17 protein-coding genes are annotated in these 19094 nt (G+C 52.4%); 12 read left to right on the forward strand and 5 right to left on the reverse strand.

Annotation, left to right across the window (positions count from 1 at the left end; all coding sequences use genetic code 11):
* Positions 1-24 precede the first annotated feature (24 nt).
* The gene (locus AN477_RS05460) at positions 25-714 is read left to right on the forward strand and encodes an alpha/beta hydrolase family protein (RefSeq protein ID WP_054968168.1); all 690 of its coding nucleotides are present in this window, start codon (positions 25-27) and stop codon (positions 712-714) included.
* Between the two features lie 163 nt (positions 715-877).
* Here AN477_RS05460 and AN477_RS05465 read toward each other — a convergent pair whose 3' ends face one another.
* Together AN477_RS05465 and AN477_RS05470 are read right to left on the reverse strand one after the other, a co-directional pair.
* Positions 878-1216: a hypothetical protein gene (locus AN477_RS05465; RefSeq protein ID WP_054968169.1), complete on the reverse strand. Its 339-nt coding sequence runs from the start codon at positions 1214-1216 to the stop codon at positions 878-880.
* Positions 1217-1469: 253 nt separating this feature from the next.
* Positions 1470-2234, reverse strand: a complete 765-nt coding sequence (locus AN477_RS05470) for a DUF2087 domain-containing protein (RefSeq protein WP_054968170.1) — start codon at positions 2232-2234, stop codon at positions 1470-1472.
* A 1110-nt stretch (positions 2235-3344) separates the two neighbouring features.
* Between AN477_RS05470 and AN477_RS05475 the strand changes: the two genes are divergently transcribed.
* The 5 genes from AN477_RS05475 (at position 3345) to AN477_RS05495 (ending at position 9019) form a co-directional block, all read left to right on the forward strand.
* Positions 3345-4448 (forward strand): M24 family metallopeptidase, encoded by a 1104-nt coding sequence (locus AN477_RS05475; RefSeq protein WP_054968171.1) that lies wholly within the window; start codon positions 3345-3347, stop codon positions 4446-4448.
* A 110-nt stretch (positions 4449-4558) separates the two neighbouring features.
* Entirely contained in the window at positions 4559-5830 is a 1272-nt protein-coding gene (locus AN477_RS05480; RefSeq protein WP_054968172.1) for a M20/M25/M40 family metallo-hydrolase, read from the forward strand.
* 322 nt (positions 5831-6152) lie between these two features.
* Positions 6153-7250, forward strand: a complete 1098-nt coding sequence (locus AN477_RS05485) for an ABC transporter substrate-binding protein (protein ID WP_054968173.1) — start codon at positions 6153-6155, stop codon at positions 7248-7250.
* A gap of 133 nt (positions 7251-7383) precedes the next feature.
* Positions 7384-8160: an ABC transporter ATP-binding protein gene (locus AN477_RS05490; protein ID WP_054968174.1), complete on the forward strand. Its 777-nt coding sequence runs from the start codon at positions 7384-7386 to the stop codon at positions 8158-8160.
* Complete coding sequence (locus AN477_RS05495; RefSeq protein ID WP_054968175.1) at positions 8141-9019, forward strand: ABC transporter permease; 879 nt, start codon at positions 8141-8143, stop codon at positions 9017-9019. The genes AN477_RS05490 and AN477_RS05495 overlap by 20 nt, the downstream gene beginning before the upstream one ends.
* Before the next feature lie 338 nt (positions 9020-9357).
* On the opposite strand, the gene uvsE is transcribed toward AN477_RS05495, so the two are convergent.
* On the reverse strand, positions 9358-10326 hold the full coding sequence (gene uvsE, locus AN477_RS05500; RefSeq protein ID WP_054968176.1) for a UV DNA damage repair endonuclease UvsE: 969 nt from the start codon (positions 10324-10326) through the stop codon (positions 9358-9360).
* 230 nt (positions 10327-10556) lie between these two features.
* Between uvsE and AN477_RS05505 the strand changes: the two genes are divergently transcribed.
* The 4 genes from AN477_RS05505 to AN477_RS05520 all read left to right on the forward strand — a co-directional run bounded on the left by AN477_RS05505 (position 10557) and on the right by AN477_RS05520 (position 15046).
* Positions 10557-11120 (forward strand): FAD-dependent oxidoreductase, encoded by a 564-nt coding sequence (locus tag AN477_RS05505; protein ID WP_054968177.1) that lies wholly within the window; start codon positions 10557-10559, stop codon positions 11118-11120.
* Positions 11121-11819: 699 nt separating this feature from the next.
* Positions 11820-12452, forward strand: a complete 633-nt coding sequence (locus AN477_RS05510; RefSeq protein ID WP_054968217.1) for a succinate dehydrogenase/fumarate reductase transmembrane subunit — start codon at positions 11820-11822, stop codon at positions 12450-12452.
* 6 nt (positions 12453-12458) lie between these two features.
* Complete coding sequence (locus tag AN477_RS05515) at positions 12459-14282, forward strand: fumarate reductase flavoprotein subunit (RefSeq protein WP_054968178.1); 1824 nt, start codon at positions 12459-12461, stop codon at positions 14280-14282.
* 23 nt (positions 14283-14305) lie between these two features.
* The gene (locus tag AN477_RS05520) at positions 14306-15046 is read left to right on the forward strand and encodes a fumarate reductase iron-sulfur subunit (protein WP_054968179.1); all 741 of its coding nucleotides are present in this window, start codon (positions 14306-14308) and stop codon (positions 15044-15046) included.
* Positions 15047-15330: 284 nt separating this feature from the next.
* On the opposite strand, the gene AN477_RS05525 is transcribed toward AN477_RS05520, so the two are convergent.
* The gene (locus AN477_RS05525) at positions 15331-15561 is read right to left on the reverse strand and encodes a hypothetical protein (protein WP_157061831.1); all 231 of its coding nucleotides are present in this window, start codon (positions 15559-15561) and stop codon (positions 15331-15333) included.
* A gap of 332 nt (positions 15562-15893) precedes the next feature.
* Here AN477_RS05525 and AN477_RS05530 point away from each other — a divergent pair, with 332 nt between their 5' ends.
* Both AN477_RS05530 and aspD read left to right on the forward strand, forming a co-directional pair.
* Positions 15894-16430, forward strand: coding sequence for a GNAT family N-acetyltransferase (locus AN477_RS05530; protein ID WP_054968181.1), 537 nt, complete (start codon positions 15894-15896; stop codon positions 16428-16430).
* Between the two features lie 145 nt (positions 16431-16575).
* Positions 16576-18222 (forward strand): aspartate 4-decarboxylase, encoded by a 1647-nt coding sequence (gene aspD, locus AN477_RS05535; protein ID WP_245631728.1) that lies wholly within the window; start codon positions 16576-16578, stop codon positions 18220-18222.
* 170 nt (positions 18223-18392) lie between these two features.
* Here aspD and AN477_RS05540 read toward each other — a convergent pair whose 3' ends face one another.
* Positions 18393-19055: a haloacid dehalogenase type II gene (locus AN477_RS05540; RefSeq protein WP_054968183.1), complete on the reverse strand. Its 663-nt coding sequence runs from the start codon at positions 19053-19055 to the stop codon at positions 18393-18395.
* Positions 19056-19094: the final 39 nt, after the last annotated feature.

Raw genomic sequence — 19094 nt, forward strand, 5'->3', positions numbered from 1 at the left:
CCTATCCTCTGGTGGTGAGCTGTCATGGGGGACTTGTCCTCGCTTCGAGTTACACAACGCATTATCAAAGTCCAATGGATCAAAACAACCTGGGAATATGCCGGCCCGCAGTTTATCACACTTATTCCAGAATACGGAGGGTATGCCGGTAGCGGGGGAACCGTTCAAGGGCTGCACGGGGATACCCTTGATACGAATAACGCGATTCAGGCTGTGATGAGCAGATATTCAGTTGAGCAAGGACATGTATACTTAGAAGGGGCCTCGATGGGCGGCGGAGTGGTGCTGCAACTGGCGGAGCAGCGGCATGACGTCCGGTCGGTTATTGCTCTCAGTCCATTTGTCGGGATGCAGGTAGTTGGACAGTGGGCGGTGAAAAACAAGAATAACAGCGACCTGGCGTTCAACTTTTACGGCGACATGTTAACGTATGGGACAGCGAATCCAAACAGTCCATTACTCAGTCAAGACTCGGTTGATTACAAGAAAATCAAGGTGCCTGTGTTACTGCTGCAAGGTACCGCAGACCACCACGTAGCGTGGCAGACGGTTCAAATGTTTTACAATGACCTGAAGCCGTATGACAACAAGGCCAAGCTGATCTTGTTTCCGGGAGGTCACCACGGCCTGCACGGGGAGAACCAAAGCAAAGTAAACGCCGATATCAGAGCGTGGTATCGGCTTTACGGGGAGTACGGTACGGCAGAAAACTAGTGTTGGCCTGGGTCCGGCAGGGAGGTGGATGGCTGTCAAGCCATACCAAACGACAGTCATGGTGAGGTCAAAACTAGTGCGTGGCCTGAAAAGGGATTCCATATGGAAAGAATACGTGAAAGGATACGTCTGTCTTGGAATCCCTGCACAGACCATTTGCTGATTAGTGCTGGATCTGAGTACCGTCAGCGTTCACGACGTGCCATTCACCATCAATGTAGAGTCCGCTTGTCGCAGCGATGTACGGAATAAAATCTGGGTGTCGCTCCTCGACGAAGTCTAGAACGTCCGCGTCGATCGTGTAATCGTCCGACGTCCGAAATGAGCCAAAGCCAAAATCCTGCCGGTGAGCGTTATAGATGAGATACCCATTTCGAACCTCGCCCTGGGGGCGTTCGTTGCCATCGTGATCGGCATCGAGAAACCTCTTGAATTCTACATGGACAAAGTTATCGAGCAGTGCTTCTGGATTATGGTGGTCCATTGAAGGGATCTGATCCATGGGTATCCTCCTTGCCCGTTGGGATGATTGAATGGGAATAGCATCCCACGGATCCAGTTCCTTAAACCACCATTTTACGCCAGTGGGGGACTAGGGAGGGGCGGGCTGAGTCCCGAGGATCCGCCGAGGATCTCCCGAGGATCCCCAGTGGATCTCGCGTTCTCTCGAGGATCCCCGTGGGTGTCCCGAGGATCTAGCGTAGGTCGAGTGTATCTCCCGGTGCAGCGTCCAGCGTCTGCCTGTTGGTTTCCAGTTACTTGTCCTTGACCCAGTAGCTGCTCCCATCTGGTTGTCTGTCCAGAAAACCATATTCGATCAGGTAACGACGTATCGTCACAAAATCGGAATAGACAGCCTTGAGGATTTCGTTGACCTCTTTCTCCGTGTATTGCCGATCGCGACTGAACCTCGCAATGATCTGTCTCAGGATAACCAACTTTCGTTTTTCCTTCCTCGGGAACTCCGTCAAAGGCCCATCAGTGCCCTCAGGGAAATAGGTCTTTAAGATGCGTTGGTTCTCTTCTTCTGTCATCATGTATCGTTCATCCACGATTCTGGCTGTTCGGTGAACGTCGAGGAACGCCGGCTTGGTTTCACCCGCTTCCTCCATCAACTCCGCCACCGCCAGCAGCAACTTTGCTTGCCTGGCCTTTTCACGTAAGGAAAAGCGGTGTGTTCTTACAGTTGCTGAACTGCTCCCGATCTCTCCCGCGATTTGCGCATCGGATTTGCCCTCATAGAAACTTCGTACAAGATCTTTTTGATGATCTGTCAACCCGATGGATTTTTTATCGAGACTGAGCAGGCACGTCATCATCGAACCGTGTTGATGGGCGATGTGGATCTGGGCATATTTCTCTGCTTCATACAGCGTCTCACCAAACGTGTATATTTGGCCCTTCGTGAACGACTCACCGCATACCAGGCAGACATACTCCTCTGTTTTTTGTTCGAATGTGTAGCCTCTTTTGAGGTCTGCTAACGGTGCATCCCAAAATAGCTTTGTTAGGTTGTTTATAAACTCATCTACATTACGTTCGTTGAATGTATAAACACATTACAATTTTGTTCGCGTATTTTCAAGAGGGAAGATGGGGCGCCCGAGACGCGTGGAAGGGTTAAAGCGGGTGCCCGCCTCGTAACGACCGTGATGCACGGCATTCGGCCTCGGGGCTGTTTAAGTCGGTGAGACCGACTAAGGCGGGGCTCAGTCGATTAGTTAAGTCGCTCCGAGCGACTTAACACCTCATATTTCGTGACCTAAGTCGGTGAGGCCGACTAAGCATCGCCGGTTCGGCGCCATCGGGGCCGTTTAAGTCGCTGACACCGACTAAGACGGGGCTCAGTCGATTAGTTAAGTCGCTCCGAGCGACTTAACACCTCATATTTCGTGACCTAAGTCGGTGAGGCCGACTAAGCATCGCCGGTTCGGCGCTAGTCGGGCTACTTAAGTCGCTGAGACCGACTAAGACGGGAGTCAGTCGATTAGTTAAGTCGCTCCCAGCGACTTAACACCTCATATTTCGTGACCTAAGTCGGTGAGGCCGACTAAGCATCGCCGGTTCGGGGCTATTCGGGCTGACTAAGTCGCTGACACCGACTAAGACGGGAGTCAGTCGATTAGTTAAGTCGCTCCCAGCGACTTAACACCTCATATTTCGCGACTTAAGTCGGTGAGGCCGACTAAGCATCGCCGGTTCGGGGCTATTCGGGCTGACTAAGTCGCTGACACCGACTAAGACGGGAGTCAGTCGATTAGTTAAGTCGCTCCCAGCGACTTAACACCTCATATTTCGCTACTTAAGTCGGTTCGCCGGTTCGGCGCCATCGGGGCCGTTTAAGTCGCTGAGACCGACTAAGACGGGGAACAGTCGATCCGTTAAGTCGCTCCGAGCGACTTAACACCTCATATTTTGCGACTTAAGTCGGTGAGGCCGACTAAGCATCGCCGGTTCGGGGCTATTCGGGCTGACTAAGTCGCTGACACCGACTAAGCCCCACCCCCATCCCCACCCCCACACGGAAAAATACCTACTCTTCGAATTTGCCCCAAGAGTCAGTCCGCGTGAGAGGATCAGTGCTAATATGGAAACAGTGGACGATGTCATCCTGGGTGAGGGGGAAACGTGTGATCGACAGTACCCGTGTGTTTGGTGACGAAGTATATGAGGACAGGCGTCAGCGCTTGCAGGCTCGTCTCCGGGACAAAGGTCTCGGTGGCATGATTGTGATGGGGAAGGCAAACAGGCTTTACTTGACCGGTTTTGGTCCTGATGGGGGATCACTGACTCGGTTTGTTGCACTGTGCCTGCCGGCGTCCGGCGAACCGGTCTACATTGTGAGCGATATCGACCAGGAACGGGCACGGGGGTTAGACGTTGATTTTATTCCCGTCGCCTATAACGAGGGTGTGCTCGTTGCGGGGAAACTGGTGCAGAGTTGGCCTGGTGGCGAGATAGGTGTGGATGCCGTTGCGCTGAACGTGATCGTAGCAGATGCTCTACGAGGGTCTGTCGGTCGCGATCTCCAGCCAGCGGATGATATCGTGATGGCGCTTCGCGCCAAGAAATCAGAAGCAGAGATCGAAGTTCTCCGCGAGGCGTCGAGGCACACAGACGCAGTCGCAGAGGCTGCCCGGGCACTCGTCAGGGAGGGCCTGACGGAACGGGGACTTTCCGGCGCCATGGTTTACGAGGCCATGAAGCGTGGATGTGACATGCCGCAGATCCCGCTTGTCCTCACCGGTGCCAGGGCGACGATGCCTCATTTGATGCCCAGTTCTGAAACCATGAAGTCCGGCGATCTCGTTGTCATAGACTTCGGCGTCGGGTTTGGCGGCTACGAAACTGACATTTGCCGCACATATGCGGTTGGAAAGCCAAGCTCATTTGCACTTGAGTTGCATGATATTGTGAGCCGTGCGTTTCACGCCGCAATCGCAGCGGCCAAGCCTGGGGCCTTCGCGCGTGATGTCCATCAAGCAGCATACGATGTCATTGCCGCTGCTGGTTACGGAGAAGCCTTTTTCCACGGTGTTGGACATGGTGTCGGCGTTCAGTCACATGAGACGCCGTTATTGTCGTTTCAGCAATTCACACCGCTCGAAGAAGGAATGGTGTTGGCGATCGAACCGGGTATTTATACAAACGGTGTAGGCATTCGATTAGAAGATAACGTGGTTGTCCGCAAAACAGGAGCCGAAAGTCTGAACCGTGCTTCGATGAGCTTGTAAGGCTTGCGAATCTGGTTTGCGCATGTGGCTTGCGAATCTGGCTTGCGCATCTTGGGAAGCTTGTAAACCTATGATCTGTCTGGTTGAACGAACTGAAGAGGAGAGTGTCTATGGATCTGCAAACGGGTGAAAATAGACAGGTTGAACTGTCGGACGAGGTGATGGAGACCGCTCAAAGGATTTATGGAGATGAGCGTGTGCAGGCAGCGCTCGCATTTATTGAGCAGGATGCGGAACAGACTTTGCGAGATCAGATAACCCTCACAGAGATTCCCGCACCGTCATTTCAGGAAAGCACACGCGGAGAGTATTTCCGGGAACTGCTTCAAACGTTTGGACTGGCTGACATCCAGACCGACGCCGAAGGAAACGTGTTCGGCACATGGCGTGGCAGTGGCAGTGGCAGTCGGCCGACCGTGTTTATCTGTGCACACTTGGACACGGTTTTTCCTGCGGGGACAGACACCAAAGTCCGCGAAAAGGAAGGTGTGTACTATGCACCTGGGATTTCGGACGATGGACGCGGACTCGCGACGGTGCTCGGAGTTCTCCGAGCACTCCAGGAGAGTGGCATTTCAACCGTCGGTGACGTGATTTTCGGGGCTACAGTGGGCGAGGAAGGGCTTGGAGACCTGCGCGGTGTAAAGGCCTTCTTTCGCGATCACGATGATGTCGACGGCTTTATCTCCATTGAACCAGGCGATCCGACGCGAACCACCTACCTTGCCACCGGAAGCAGACGGTACAAGGTCACCTTTGCGGGTCCTGGCGGCCACAGCTTTGGCGCTTTTGGGACACCGAGCGCCATTCACGCACTCGGTCGCGCCGTTTCATTGATAGCCGATGTGCAAGTGCCGAGTGAGCCAAAGACTACGTTTACCGTTGGCGAGATCCGTGGCGGTACTTCGGTGAACACCATAGCAGCCGAGGCCTCACTGATGCTTGACATGCGTTCGAACTCGATGGACGAATTGGCCAATCTGGAGGCAGAAATCTTGTCCCGCATTCAGGAAGCTGTCGATGCTGAGAACGTCCGCTGGGGCAGCAACGCCATCTCAGTGGAGATGAAGTTGGTGGGCGATCGGCCCGCTGGGGCACAGGCCTCCGATGCGCGGATCGTGCAGGCCGCCATGGCTGCCACTCGGTCCATGGGCATGTCTCCTGAACTGGATGGTGCCATGAGCACAGACTCAAACGTGCCCATTAGCCTTGGCATACCGGCCGTAACCCTAGGTGGCGGCGGTATTCCCGCAGGAATGCATACCTTGCAAGAGTCGTTCGATCCGGTGGACGCACATCTTGGCGTCCAACGGACCTTCTTGGCTCTGCTTGGTTTAGTCGGTGTTTCAGGACTGACGGAGCCGCTCCTGAGTCACGATTGACCATCGCACGACAGCGCAAAGATTGACTATCACTCCTGCGTAAAAGTTGATTATCGCTTCTGAGTACAGGTTGATCATCGCGCAGCAGAGTGCTGTTGCAGTATCCTTTATCCGCAGTTGTCCCTGATGCACGAGCCAGCTGAAGTATAGAAGGGCCAGAGCGAGACGTCGCTCTGGCCCTTTTGCGTCCATGGTTATCTGCCACTCCCGGTTCCCTCACAAAATTGGGCTCGCTTTGAACCAATTTATCCATCCACGCATAGGTTGTGTTTGAAATGACCCAAGGCAAACGCCCACTGGGGGTAATAGGGGGATGCATGTTATGCAAAACAAAATGGCGAAAAGAGGTACTATCGCCGTCTCTGCGTTGATGATGCTGGCGTTGGCTGGGTGTGGAGCGGCTACCTCCAATTCGGGATCGAATACAACAGGCACCAACACAGGCGCGACTGGCACAAGTACCAGCAGCAACTCCGCAAGCGGCAACAGTACGTCTGGCTCCGGCACGAGCAGTGCCCCCATTACGGTGCGGTACTCAGAGGTTATCCGCTCTGTTTTCTACGCACCAGCCTATGTCGCCATGCAGGAGGGCTTCTTTAAACAAGAAGGCCTCAACGTTCAGATGGTGACGTCTGAAGGTTCCAATACGGGGGCAGCAGCACTCTTGTCTGGCAGTGCAGACGTGGCATTGGTCGGCCCAGAGACATCGGTGTACATCTATAACCAGCATGGAAGTCAGACCTTAAAGGTATTTGACCAACTGACGAACACCGATGGCTCGTTCATTTTGTCGAAGAAGAAGATCAACAATTTCACATGGCAGGACCTGCAAGGACAGTCCATCATCAGTTGGCGTCCAGGGAGTTCTCCGCAAATGGTCCTGAACTACGATCTCAAGCAGAAGGGCGTTAACGCCAACGTCATTACAAACATCGGTCCGGCTGCTATGGTAGGTGCGTTTGAGAGCGGGAAAGCAAACTTCATCCAGGTTTATGAGCCGGTTGCATCTCAACTGATTCAGTCAGGGCAAGCCTACTACGCTGCATCAGTAGGGAAGGCGATTGGAAGCTATCCGGAAACTGCATTCGAGGCGACCAGTTCGTACATTCAGGGCCACCCGCAGGTCATCCAGGATTGGACCAATGCCATTTACAAGGCTACGCAGTGGATTGACAGCCATAGTGCGAACCAAGTCGCTGCAGCCATCGCACCCTACTTCAGTGGTACCTCAAACAGCCTGTTAGCGAGTTCCATCCAGAGATATCAAGCACTTAACGCATGGAAGACACCGATTTTGAGTCCGTCAGCGTTTGCCACGTTGCAAAAGGTATTGATCATGAATGGAACTGAGAAAGCCAGTCAAAAGGTCAACTACTCTGCGGTCATCGACCCGAGCTTCGCTCAGAACATCACAAAGTAATCACCACGCGTACATCAGGTTATGTGCATCACCAAGCGTACATCAGGCTGCGTACATCACGAAACGTAGATCACCACGCGTACATCAGGTTACGTTCATCACCAAGCGTACATCAGGAAAGGAGGTCTGTCGCATGTCACAAATTGAGCTCAAAGATGTATCACTCCGCTACTTCACGCTCAAAGAGGAGACCGAGGCCCTTCGCGGCGTCAATCTTGCCATTGAAGAAGGTGAGTTCGTGGCGATTGTAGGTCCGAGCGGGTGTGGGAAGAGCACGCTGCTCTCATTGATTTCCGGAATGCTGCAACCCACCTCCGGTCAGGTCACTCTCTACGGGAACCGTGTGACGGAACCTTCTAAACGTGTTGGATATATGCTGCAACATGATTATCTGTTCGAATGGCGGGATGTACTCAACAACATTCTGATTGGGGCAGAGGTCAGGAGCATGAACATGCGGCTTGCAAAGGAACGTGCACTGAGTCTGTTAGAGCGGTATGGACTTGGAGGATTCGCAACGCACAATCCGAAACAACTGTCCGGGGGCATGCGACAACGTGTTGCCCTCATTCGAACCTTAGTTGTAGAGCCAGACGTGTTGCTGCTCGACGAGCCATTTTCTGCGCTTGATTTTCAAACTCGGCTCGCACTGTCTGATGAGATTGGGACGATTCTAAGGGAACAACATCGAACGGTAATCCTCGTGACTCATGATATCTCTGAAGCGATTACGATGGCCGACAGGGTTATCGTGATGTCTAATCGCCCAAGTTCGGTGAAGACTGAGCATCGGATCGAATTCTCGGACGGTAGACCCTCACCTTTATTGGCAAGACAACGGCCGGAGTACAATGAGTATTTCCAGGCGATCTGGGGAGAGTTGGAAGAGCATGTACGAATCTCAGAGTAGCAATCTTAAACGCAACTTTGAGTCGGAACGCTCTGCTTCGAATGGTGGAGGGACTACACCGACTCAGAGCTCAGAATATAACAGGTTTCTCCGTGCCAGGCGCCGAAGAGTTGTATCCATTCGACTGTCACAAGTCGTGGTGTTGATTGTGATTTTGGCCATTTGGCAACTGGCAGCCAGCTTACAATGGGTCAACCCCATGCTGACGAGCAGTCCTTCGGCTATCGTGTCCCTGTTTGGTCAACTGCTTCACCAAGGAAAGATATTTACAGACACCCTCATTACGGCCAAGGAGACTGTTATTGGTTTTGTCGCATCGATGGTGATTGGCATCGCGATCGCGATTGTTCTGTGGTGGTCTTCGTACGTGTCGAATGTGCTCGATCCGTACCTTGTGGTACTGAATGCATTGCCAAAAGTGGCTCTCGGTCCTATTTTCTATATCTGGCTTGGGGACCAGAAATCCATCTACGGTATGGCTATCGCCATTTCGGTGGTTGTCACCATCATGATGCTGGCATCGGGCTTTCACGAAATTGACAAGGGCAAGTTAAAGCTGATGGAGTCGTTCGGCGCTTCGAAGTGGCAGGTGCTGACGAAGGTGGTACTTCCTGCAAGCGTCCCGAACTTTGTATCCACCATGAAGGTGAACGTCGGCCTCACCCTGGTCGGTGTCATTATGGGCGAGTTTTTGTCTGCAAAAGCGGGACTTGGATTCGAGATCACTTACGGCGGGCAGGTTTTCCAGATGGGACTCGTTATGACGAGTATTATGATGCTCGTTGTCCTCTCGCTCATCATGTACGGGTTGGTCAGTTATTTTGGCCGATGGTTAACGAAGAAGTACCATTTCGACTAAGCTTCCGAATCCGCGTGGCTCGCGCTAGTTTCAACTCGATGACTCGACTTGGTCGGTCCAAGAATGGGATCGAGTACACAGTTGAAATTGGCTGCTTGCGCTGCATGTGTTTGGGTTCATGATTTGAGTTTGAAACATCCAGGATCCTGATTAAATCACAAACAGATCAGGAACGACGAACAAGTCAGGAACGACGAACAACCCAGGAACGACGAACAAGTCAGGAACGACGAACAACCCAGCTGTTGTGCCCGGTCCGGTACCGCCGGTAGATGCGTCTGTTACATCGCAATCGGCGCCGCGGACCGCGGACAACAGCTGTTTCTGGATTCCAGTGTCTATGGTCGGTACTCAATCACTCCTGCCTCCAAAACGTGGATATAGTCCTCCTTTTCCAACGCTTTGCTGAGTGCAAATAAGGCCTCATCTTTCATCTTCGCTTCGAGCATCACATCGAGATCGACATTGAATTCCCGAACGAGATCGAGAAATGGAAGTAAATCGTGAGGGTTGAGAAAGTCTGCATGCGCCCGGAAATCCTTCTCGCTTTTAGGGGAAGAGACGTGGGATTTCGGTGGCAGCCCTGTATCTGCCCAAGACTGCAGAAACGTCGGGATGACATCGGACAGCGAAACTCCGTCTTCATGGTTGCAGGCGTGGTGATGGATGTCGAGTACGTGCGGTACACCGACCTTCCCGCAGAGCTCTTGTGTTTCGTGGGCCGTGTAGGTTTTATCGTCATTTTCGAGCATGATCCGTTCTTGTACCGCCACAGGTACGCGAGCCCAATTATCTACAAACCTCTGCATCGCACTCGCTTTGTCATTGTACGCTCCGCCAACATGCAAGACGAGGCTTGGTGATTCAGGAAGGCCCATGGCCTCGAGCATTCTGACATGGTTCGAGAGATCGTGAATGGACTGCGCGAGGACGTCTTCTTTCGGTGTGTTCAGGAGGGTGAAGTGGTCCGGGTGGAAACTGACACGCATCCTGTGATCTGCAACAAACCTCCCAATGTCGAGAAAGTGGCTTTGCAATCGGCCGATAAAATCGAAGTCCCGCGTCTCTGGGTGGCCAAAGAGCGGAATGAGCTTGGATGAAAACCGATACAGATAGACCCCGGATGCCCTGGCGTGCCGAAGAATGCGGAGCGTATTGACAAGATTCTGCTGCGCGATGTTGGTGGCCTTTTGGAGTGCCGCTTCGCGATCGGCGATGCTTTGAAACGTTTTGTACGTCATGGTTTTCGACGGAGATGCATTCGTCAGTGACAAGGCCATTGCGACAAAACCAAACCGGACTCTCATGAACGGGCACCCTTCTCTGGAAAGATAAACGCTTATAACAGCCATAGCGTGTCCGACAAAGACGGTGGTATGCCAGAGATTACGTATGTGACGGCAGATTTGGGTTTGTAATTTAAGAGTGGTATCTTCGTAATAGGGTGACTCGAAGTCCCCATCGCGGATCTACTGTCCGTTCATAGATACGCCTGCGCATAAACAACAGAGAACTGGTAAGGAGGAGGACGACGAGTATGTACGATGTAGCGATTATTGGTGCCGGGCCCGCGGGCGCAAGTGCAGCCATCTTTACTGCGAAGGCAGGAAAGAAGACCGTTGTTTTTGATAATGAGCAGAGTGTCACGAGACGAGCTTGGATTGAGAATCACTATGGAGCACCAAACATTTCCGGACCGGACCTGGTTGATGCAGGCAAAAAACAGGCCGAGCAACACGGTGCGGAAATTGTGATTGCTGAAGTGACGGACGTCGTCAAACAGGGCGACGGATTGCAGGTTGTGACAGACAAGGGGTCGTATGAGGCCAAGCATGTGATTATTGCCACGGGTATGTACACAGGCCTCGCTGAGAAGATTGGGGTAGCCACGAAGCCTGGGACTGAGCCACGGGTGAAGACAATTGTCGATGTCGATCCCGAGGGGAAGACCAGCATCAATGGTATCTGGGCTGCCGGAACAATTGCGGGCGTCAGCATGCATACGATTATCACGTCAGGTGACGGTGCCAAGGTCGCCATCAATATCATCAGCGAAATGAACGGCGAGCGCTATGTTGACCACGACGTGTTGAAAAAGTAAAGAGGTCAGACCTCTTAAACGGTACGAAAAAAGTGGTGTGTGGGTTGCTTCGGCAATGCGCACGCCACTTTTTTGTTTCTTACCTAATGTTACAAGTCTATACGGCTTTATTTTTTATTTCGAGAGTTTTTCCGATGATTTTATCCAAGTCTGCTGGACTATTCAAAATAGTTCACATTGCCCTCCTTGCCCTTTTCGGATTGCTCTAAGATTTGATTGAATCCAGAGTCTGCGGTTGTTTGAACGCCCAACAATTTCCTGGCTCTGAGCAGTCAGGTCTGACTCCGCCGCGGCGGCGGTCACACAACTGGGAATGGATGTTGATTCTGCTGGAGATGGCATGAGGGGTGCGCGTTCCCCTGTCAAAGCCGAAGCAGGCGCGCGAACTGCAATTGCAATCGCTTTCAGCTTTGTTCCACAGGATCATTCGCCGGGGACTTCGAGGCAAAAGAGGGTGGGGATTCGGACAGTCAAAACCTCGGCTCTGCTTGCAGCACGTTCTTGTTCAAAGACTTGCCTTCATGGGGGAGAGGTAGATGGAACAGTCCCGTTGTTGTGGCGCTCCCATTGTTGTCGAAGTCAGACCGGATTTGCCGAATTTCACCGATGATGATTACGAACTCAGAGTTCCATTCAGAATCTGTTCAGTCTGCGGAGCCGTCATCATCGAAGACAGATACCAAGGAGGGAATGCGTCTGATGCAACTGCAAAAGGCAATGTCGTACAACCCGCGGGGAGACTTCCTGGTTGAGACAGCCCAGATGGTGAGCGGACTGCTTTTGGTTCTCTTTTTGTGGGCGCACATGTTGTTTGTGGCTTCAATCTGGCTTGGGCAAGGCTCTTTTAATGCGTTAGCGGGCTTTATGGATCGTTATGGACTGTTACCACTTACCATTGTCTTTCTGGTACTGGTCTTTGGTACTCACGTCGGAGCCGTCCTTCGACGCATGCCGCGGCAGTACGCGGAACAGAGGGTCGTTTGGAAACATGCGAAATTGATTCACCACGGGGACACATGGTCATGGGTGTTTCAGTCCATCACCGGATCCGCCATTATCGTACTCGCCGTCGTTCATATTGCAATTGTATCGTTCGCAGGTATCAACGTGCACCTCAGCTCCCTGCGCGTAGCGAACCCTGGATTTCTTGTATTCTACATTGTTCTGTTGCTGCTCTCTGAGTACCACGCCAGCGTGGGATTGTACCGCATCCTTGTAAAGTGGGGATTTGTCAATCGCTACAGCATGAAGCGAGTACTCAACGTCGTCAGCGTCCTGTTTATCGTCGTTGGCGGTGTGTCTCTGTGGATCCTGTACAGTTTGGGGGCGTAAGGATAGATGGGGCAATACGAGATGTTTGTTACTGATGTGCTGGTCATCGGAGCCGGATTGGCTGGAGAACGTGCCGCCATTGAATCCGCGCGCAACGGGTTAAATGTAACGCTGCTGAGTCTGGTACCGCCAAGACGTTCACACAGTTCGGCCGCTCAAGGCGGTATGCAGGCGTCACTTGGAAACACAGCCATGGGAAAAGGGGACAGTCCGGATGTCCACTTTATGGATACGGTCAAGGGTTCGGACTGGGGGTGCGAACAGGATGTAGCCCGCATTTTTGCGGATACCGCTCCGATTGTCATGCGTGAGATGGCTCACTGGGGTGTGCCATGGAACCGCGTCACACTTGAAAAGCGCGTTTATGACGGCAAAGAGATCCATGAAGACCCCGAGAAGGTTGGCTTGATTTCAGCCCGTAACTTTGGCGGTACAGCTAAGTGGCGCACCTGTTATACATCGGATGGCACTGGACATACGGTTCTTTATACCATGGACAGTATTGTTCAGAAATACGGGATTACCGTTCACGACAGGGTAGAGGCCCTTAGCTTGATCCATGATGGGGAGACCTGTTACGGCGCGATTGTCAGAGACCTCCGGACTGGTCAGCTGCGCGTCTACACCGCCAAGTCGACGGTCATTGCGACAGGCGGCTATGGCAGGTTATACGGCGCCTCTACGAATGCTGTAATTAACGAAGGAACCGGTATGTCGATTGCCTATGATACAGGCGTTGTTCCGCTTGGCAATATGGAAGCTGTTCAGTTCCATCCAACCGGAATTGTTCCGTCCTGGATCCTGATTACCGAAGGCGCTCGCGGCGATGGCGGATACTTACTTGACAAAAACGGTTACCGCTTCATGCCAGATTACGAGCCAAACAAGAAAGAACTTGCATCTCGTGACGTTGTGTCAAGGCGCATGATTCAACACATTCGGGCCGGGTACGGTGTAGACAGCCCTTATGGTCAACACCTGTGGCTCGACATCAGGCACCTTGGGGCAAAACACATCAATACAAACTTGCGTGAGATTGCGACCATCTGCCGTCAGTTTAACGGGATCGATCCGGTGCACGAACTCATCCCGGTGCGCCCGACACAGCATTACAGCATGGGCGGCATCCGGACCAATATCGACGGACAGGCCTACGGCTTGAAAAATCTTTGGGCGCTTGGCGAAGCCGCATGCTGGGACTTGCACGGATTCAACCGGCTTGGCGGAAACTCGCTTGCAGAGACCGTCGTCGCGGGCAAGATTATCGGCGAGAAAATCGCAGAATACACCAAAGATGTGTCGCTTAAAGTTTCTACTTCGCTTGTGGAAGACCATCTCTTGATTCAGCAGAAGCGGATCGAACAGCTGCGCGAGCGAAAAGGGACAGAGAACGTCTACGACCTACGTAATCGGATGGAACACACGCTCAACACCAACGTTCACGTGTTCCGCACCGAAGAGCACCTGTTAGAAGCCGTTCATGAACTCCAGGAACTCAATGAACGGGCGAAGTACATCAAACTCCGCGGTGAGGGTAAGGGTGCAGACCCTGAACTTGCATTCGCGCTGCGACTGCCTGGCATGATTCGCCTGGCCCTTACCATTGCTACGGGTGCACTCGCGAGGACTGAGAGCCGAGGCAGCCACTTCCGCGAAGACTATCCGAAGCGTGATGACGAGAACTGGTTGAAACGCACGCTGGCTTACTGGCGAGAAGGTGCGAAAGGGCCGGAACTGGAGTATGAACCGGTGAAGATCACCGAGTCACCCCCGGGAGACCGCGGATATGGCGAAGCCACAGCAGGAGCGAAACCTCTGGTCAAGCAATAAGAGGTGGATGGGAGGACACAAGAATGGCTGGACGTGAACTGACGTTTCGGATTATGAGATACAACCCCGAAACGCCCGAAGTCAAACCACACTTACAGGACTTTAAGCTTTTTGAAGAGCCCGGCATGACCCTGTTTGTGGTATTGAACAAAATTCGTGAAGAACAGGATTCAAGTCTGCGTTTTGACTTTGTGTGTCGGGCATCGATTTGTGGATCGTGCGGCATGCTCGTCAACGGTAGACCGACTCTGGCATGCCGAACGCTGACGAAGGACCTGCCTGATGTAACGACGCTGCTCCCTCTGCCAGTGTTTAAGCTGCTCGGTGATTTGTCTGTAGACACCGGAACCTGGTTCCGTGAAATGTCTATCCGAACCGAATCCTGGGTTCATGATGATTCCGAGTTTGATCCGACCAAGCAAGAGGAACGCATGGATAACGAAGAGGCTCTAAAGATTTACGAGGCAGAGCGTTGCATCGAGTGTGGCTGCTGCATTGGAGGCTGCGCTACGGCCAACATCCGTCCGGGGTTTATCGGAGCTGCTGGTATTAACCGCGTCGCTCGATTCATGGTTGACCCGCGGGACAAGCGGACTGAGCAGGAGTATTTTGAAGTCGTGGGCAGTGAGGACGGTGTGTTTGGATGCATCGGCCTGATGGCCTGTGACGACAACTGCCCCGTTGGGGTACCGCTGCGTGGGCAGATCGCTTACGTCCGGCGCAAGATGGCCAGTGCAGGTTGGAAGATGAAGGTCGGTCGGTAAGTGCAAGTGCAGGGAATCATTCATGATATAGAAAAGGCGGGCACCTTGTGGTGTCCGCCTTTGGGTTTTTGTCAGGTTTTCATTACAGTTGAGAAACGTCGCAAGCCCAACCTCTCGAGCGACCATGCGGCTCCGAAGACCGCGCCTGATGAATCTAAACCACTGGTAGTGCACGGGGAATGTAGACACCCAAATTTGTCTCGGCAATACACGTAAACCTGCTCAACATAAAAAGGATACCACACTTATACCGATTTTACAATGAATGGTTTTTCGCGATCCGTTTAGTGAGGCAAAATACGCTGTTCGTTAGTCTCTTCTCCCACTTTCCCTGATTGCTTCAGTAGACCGCCAGGGACTGAAGTTGACCTTCTCGTCAGGGTCTTATGACGATCCGACAATTGGGCGTTGTCAAAATCCGCTCTAGACATGACACTCGTACTGCTCCCTAGGCCGCTCATACTTAGAAAGACGGCTTTCAAGACACTCGAAACAGTCCACTGCTCCTTGGTCATGTTCATTCGCTCTCCTTGCTTGCCCTTGATGTTCATCCTAAAAGTATGGCTTATCCCAAAAGGGTATTCCTGCTTCCTCAAATCCTTAGAACGAAAGAAAAAGTCCCTCCCTCACAGTCGGACAGCTTCTGCTCGGGAGGTTACATTGAAGAATTGGTCAAGTTCATTGTAAGCCGGAATTGTTGAGAGCGTGTGATGCAGCCGTCGATCTTTTGTGTTTTTGCAAATTCAAAGTTCAAGCACGACACGAGCCGGAGCCAAGGACTGTTCTAAGTATGGTTCTGAGGTGAACTCATCATATTAAGGGGCAGATAAACGAGGTGGGGATTCTGATGAGTTTTTACGATCGGCTGTCCAATTACTTTCCTGAGCATGAAATGAAACACGAGGGTCAGTTAAATGACCTGATTGATCATCACGAGGCTTACAAAGTTCACGAAGAAGAGGATTTCGTCGTGACGTACGCAGAGTTTCCAGATTTCATCTTTATTGATTATCTGCTCGTGAGTCCCAAAACGCGCGGAAAGGGCACTGGTACGAAAGTACTCGACACCTTCAAACGCCGACACAAGAACATCATTCTCGAGGTGGAGCCTCCGGACGGGGATGATTCGGATACTGTCGGCCGGATCCGCTTTTATGAGAAAAACGGGTTCCAAAAAGCTGAGCACATTGAGTACACTCGCTCCGATGACGACGGAACGCCGTACACGATGGACATCTATTACTGGACACCAAACGAAGACGGCGAAAAGTCTATCCTGAAACAAATGGCGACGGTTTGTCGTGAGATCCACAACTTTCGTGCGCTGAAGTACTACGGCCGTCTGATTGCCGAGCCAGACGAGGTGCTCAGTTGGCTCCATTGAACGATATACGTCAGCGAAATGACCCACAGCACCCGCATCATTGAAACGACCACAGGACCGGCATAAATTGAACGACCGACATCATGAACGACCGACATCATGAACGACGGACATCATGAACGACCGACATAAAGGAGAGGTTTTTTTGAATGTAGATACCCGCAAGCGCCGTGAAATGGAGCGTTCTTATGAGACCATCAGTCCCTTCGAATTCAAAGACGAGCTAATCCGGCTTGCCAAAGAGCACGAGAAAAAACCCATGCGTACCATGCTGAACGCTGGCCGTGGAAACCCCAACTGGATTGCAGCTGCACCTCGCGAAGCTTTTTTTGCTCTTGGGGAGTTTGCACTTTCAGAGAGCCGACGTGTGTGGGATGAGGGCAACCTGGCGGGCATGCCGGATCCGATCGGGATCGCAAAAAGGTTTACGACTTATGCCAATGAGCACAGTGACAGGCCTGGAATGTCTTTGCTCGTTCAGATTGTTGATTGGGGCATTTTCGAGCTTGGGTTCGATCCCGATAACTGGGTGCATGAACTGGCCGATGGGCTGATTGGAGACAACTACCCAGAGCCGGACAGGATGCTCGTTCATATGGAAAAGGTGGTGCACCAGTTTCTGGTCAAGCGGCTGTATCCGATGGAGGAACACGGCGCCGACACCAAAATGAAGACATTTGACTTATTCGCTGTGGAAGGTGCAACAGCCGCAATGTGTTATCTGTTCGATTCATTTTTGGCTAACCATCTGTTGTCTCCCGGCGACAGAATTGCGGTCATGGTACCCATTTTTCCGCCCTATCTTGAGATTCCGCAGCTGGATCGGTACAACTTCGACGTAGTAGACATCCGGGCAACGGGAAGAACGGACAGCGGGATGCATTCGTGGCAGTATCCATCATCTGAGCTCGATAAACTGAAAGACCGTTCGGTCCGCGCTTTATTTATGGTCAATCCGAGCAATCCCCCGTCTGTCGCCATGGATCCAACATCCATTGAGTACCTGCAGGACATCGTGAAGCGCGACAATCCAGATTTGATGATCATCTCTGATGACGTGTACGGAACTTTTGTGGATGGATATCGCTCACTCATGGTAGGGCTGCCTGAGAACACAATCGGTGTGTATTCACTGAGCAAGTATTTTGGCGTGACGGGTTGGCGACTCGGTGTCATCGCGGTCAGCAAGGAGAACGTGTTCGATACGTTGCTCAGCCGACTGCCAGAGGAACAAAAAGAGGAACTGAATCGCCGATACGCTTCACTGACACAGCACCCGGAAAAACTGTCCTTCGTGGATAGACTGGTTGCAGACAGCAGGCAGGTGGCGCTGAACCACACTGCAGGCCTGTCCACGCCGCAACAGGTACAGATGGCTTTGTTTGCAGCATTCGATGTCCTTGATACTGAGAATCGCTATCAAAAACTGACGAAGGATATCTGTCGGCGCCGAATGAAACTGCTGTATGACGGTCTTGACCTGAAGATGCCGGAGCCAGAATACGGCGCATACTATTACACTGAGTTTGATCTCGCTTGGTGGGCGGCGGAACACTACAGTCAAGCGTTTGTCGATTATCTGCAAGACAACTATGAGCCTGTCGACATTCTGTTTCGACTGGCAGAGAACTGTTCCATCGTGCTTTTAAACGGCGGCGGATTTCGCGGACCGACCTGGTCTATCCGCGTATCTTTGGCAAACCTGGCTGACGAGGCCTACAGCCGAATCGGTAAAGAACTGCACAGCGTGTTGGAAGAGTATGTGGAGGAATGGAAATCAGCGAGCCATTAACCTCACGGGTGCACTCAGTAAAGTAATCATGCAGCAATCCTCATGCAGTCTGGGGCAGCTTATAAGGCAGCTTATGAGGGGCAGCTTATGAGGGGCAGCACAGCCGCGAAGAAAAGGTCGGCCAGAGCAACGTCTGGCCGGCCTAACAGGCTTCTGGTGTCTGCTTCACGTCAACTGTTGATGATGTTCGTCAACTCAACGAGATCGCGAACCTCGTAATCCGGCACTACGTCAAGTTCCTCAGGGGCACTGCCTTTGCGGTTGACCCAGGCAACGGTGAATCCATACGACTTTGCCCCAGCCACATCCCAGCCGTTCGAGGAGACGAAGAGAATGTCTTCTTTGGGCAGCTTGGCGGCTGAAACGGCGAGCGTGTACACCGCCGGATCGGGCTTATACGTCAACACGCCATCCGCACTCAGGATCCCTTCAAAGTCTCCCTCAAGATGATTGTTCTGGACCAATTTCGTCAACATTTCTTCTGTACCGTTGGAAAGGATAAAGCGGCGGAGCTGGGTCATGCGCCGAAGTCCTTTCGGAACCTCGTGGTGCGGCGGGAGTGTCAGATAGGTGTTCGCGAGTTCTTCAACCAGGGCTTCATCAAAACTGAGGCGGAGCTGTCGGAGGGCGAACCGCAAGCCGTCCCGATTGACTCTGTCAAAGCCGACATAGCGATTCATCAAGGGGCGCAGCCATGTGTACTCCAGCTGTTTTTGGCGCCAAATGCGGCTGATGATTTCTCCGTTGCCGGGGTACTCTTTGTCACACGCGATGGCTACGCTTTGCACGTTAAACAGGGTACCGTACGCGTCAAAAACAACAGCTTGCACCACCTTCGCACTCCTCCTTTACTGCTTGGAAGATGAAATATC

The organism is Paenalicyclobacillus ferrooxydans (assembly GCF_001399675.1).
GTDB classification, from domain to species: domain Bacteria; phylum Bacillota; class Bacilli; order Alicyclobacillales; family Alicyclobacillaceae; genus Alicyclobacillus_B; species Alicyclobacillus_B ferrooxydans.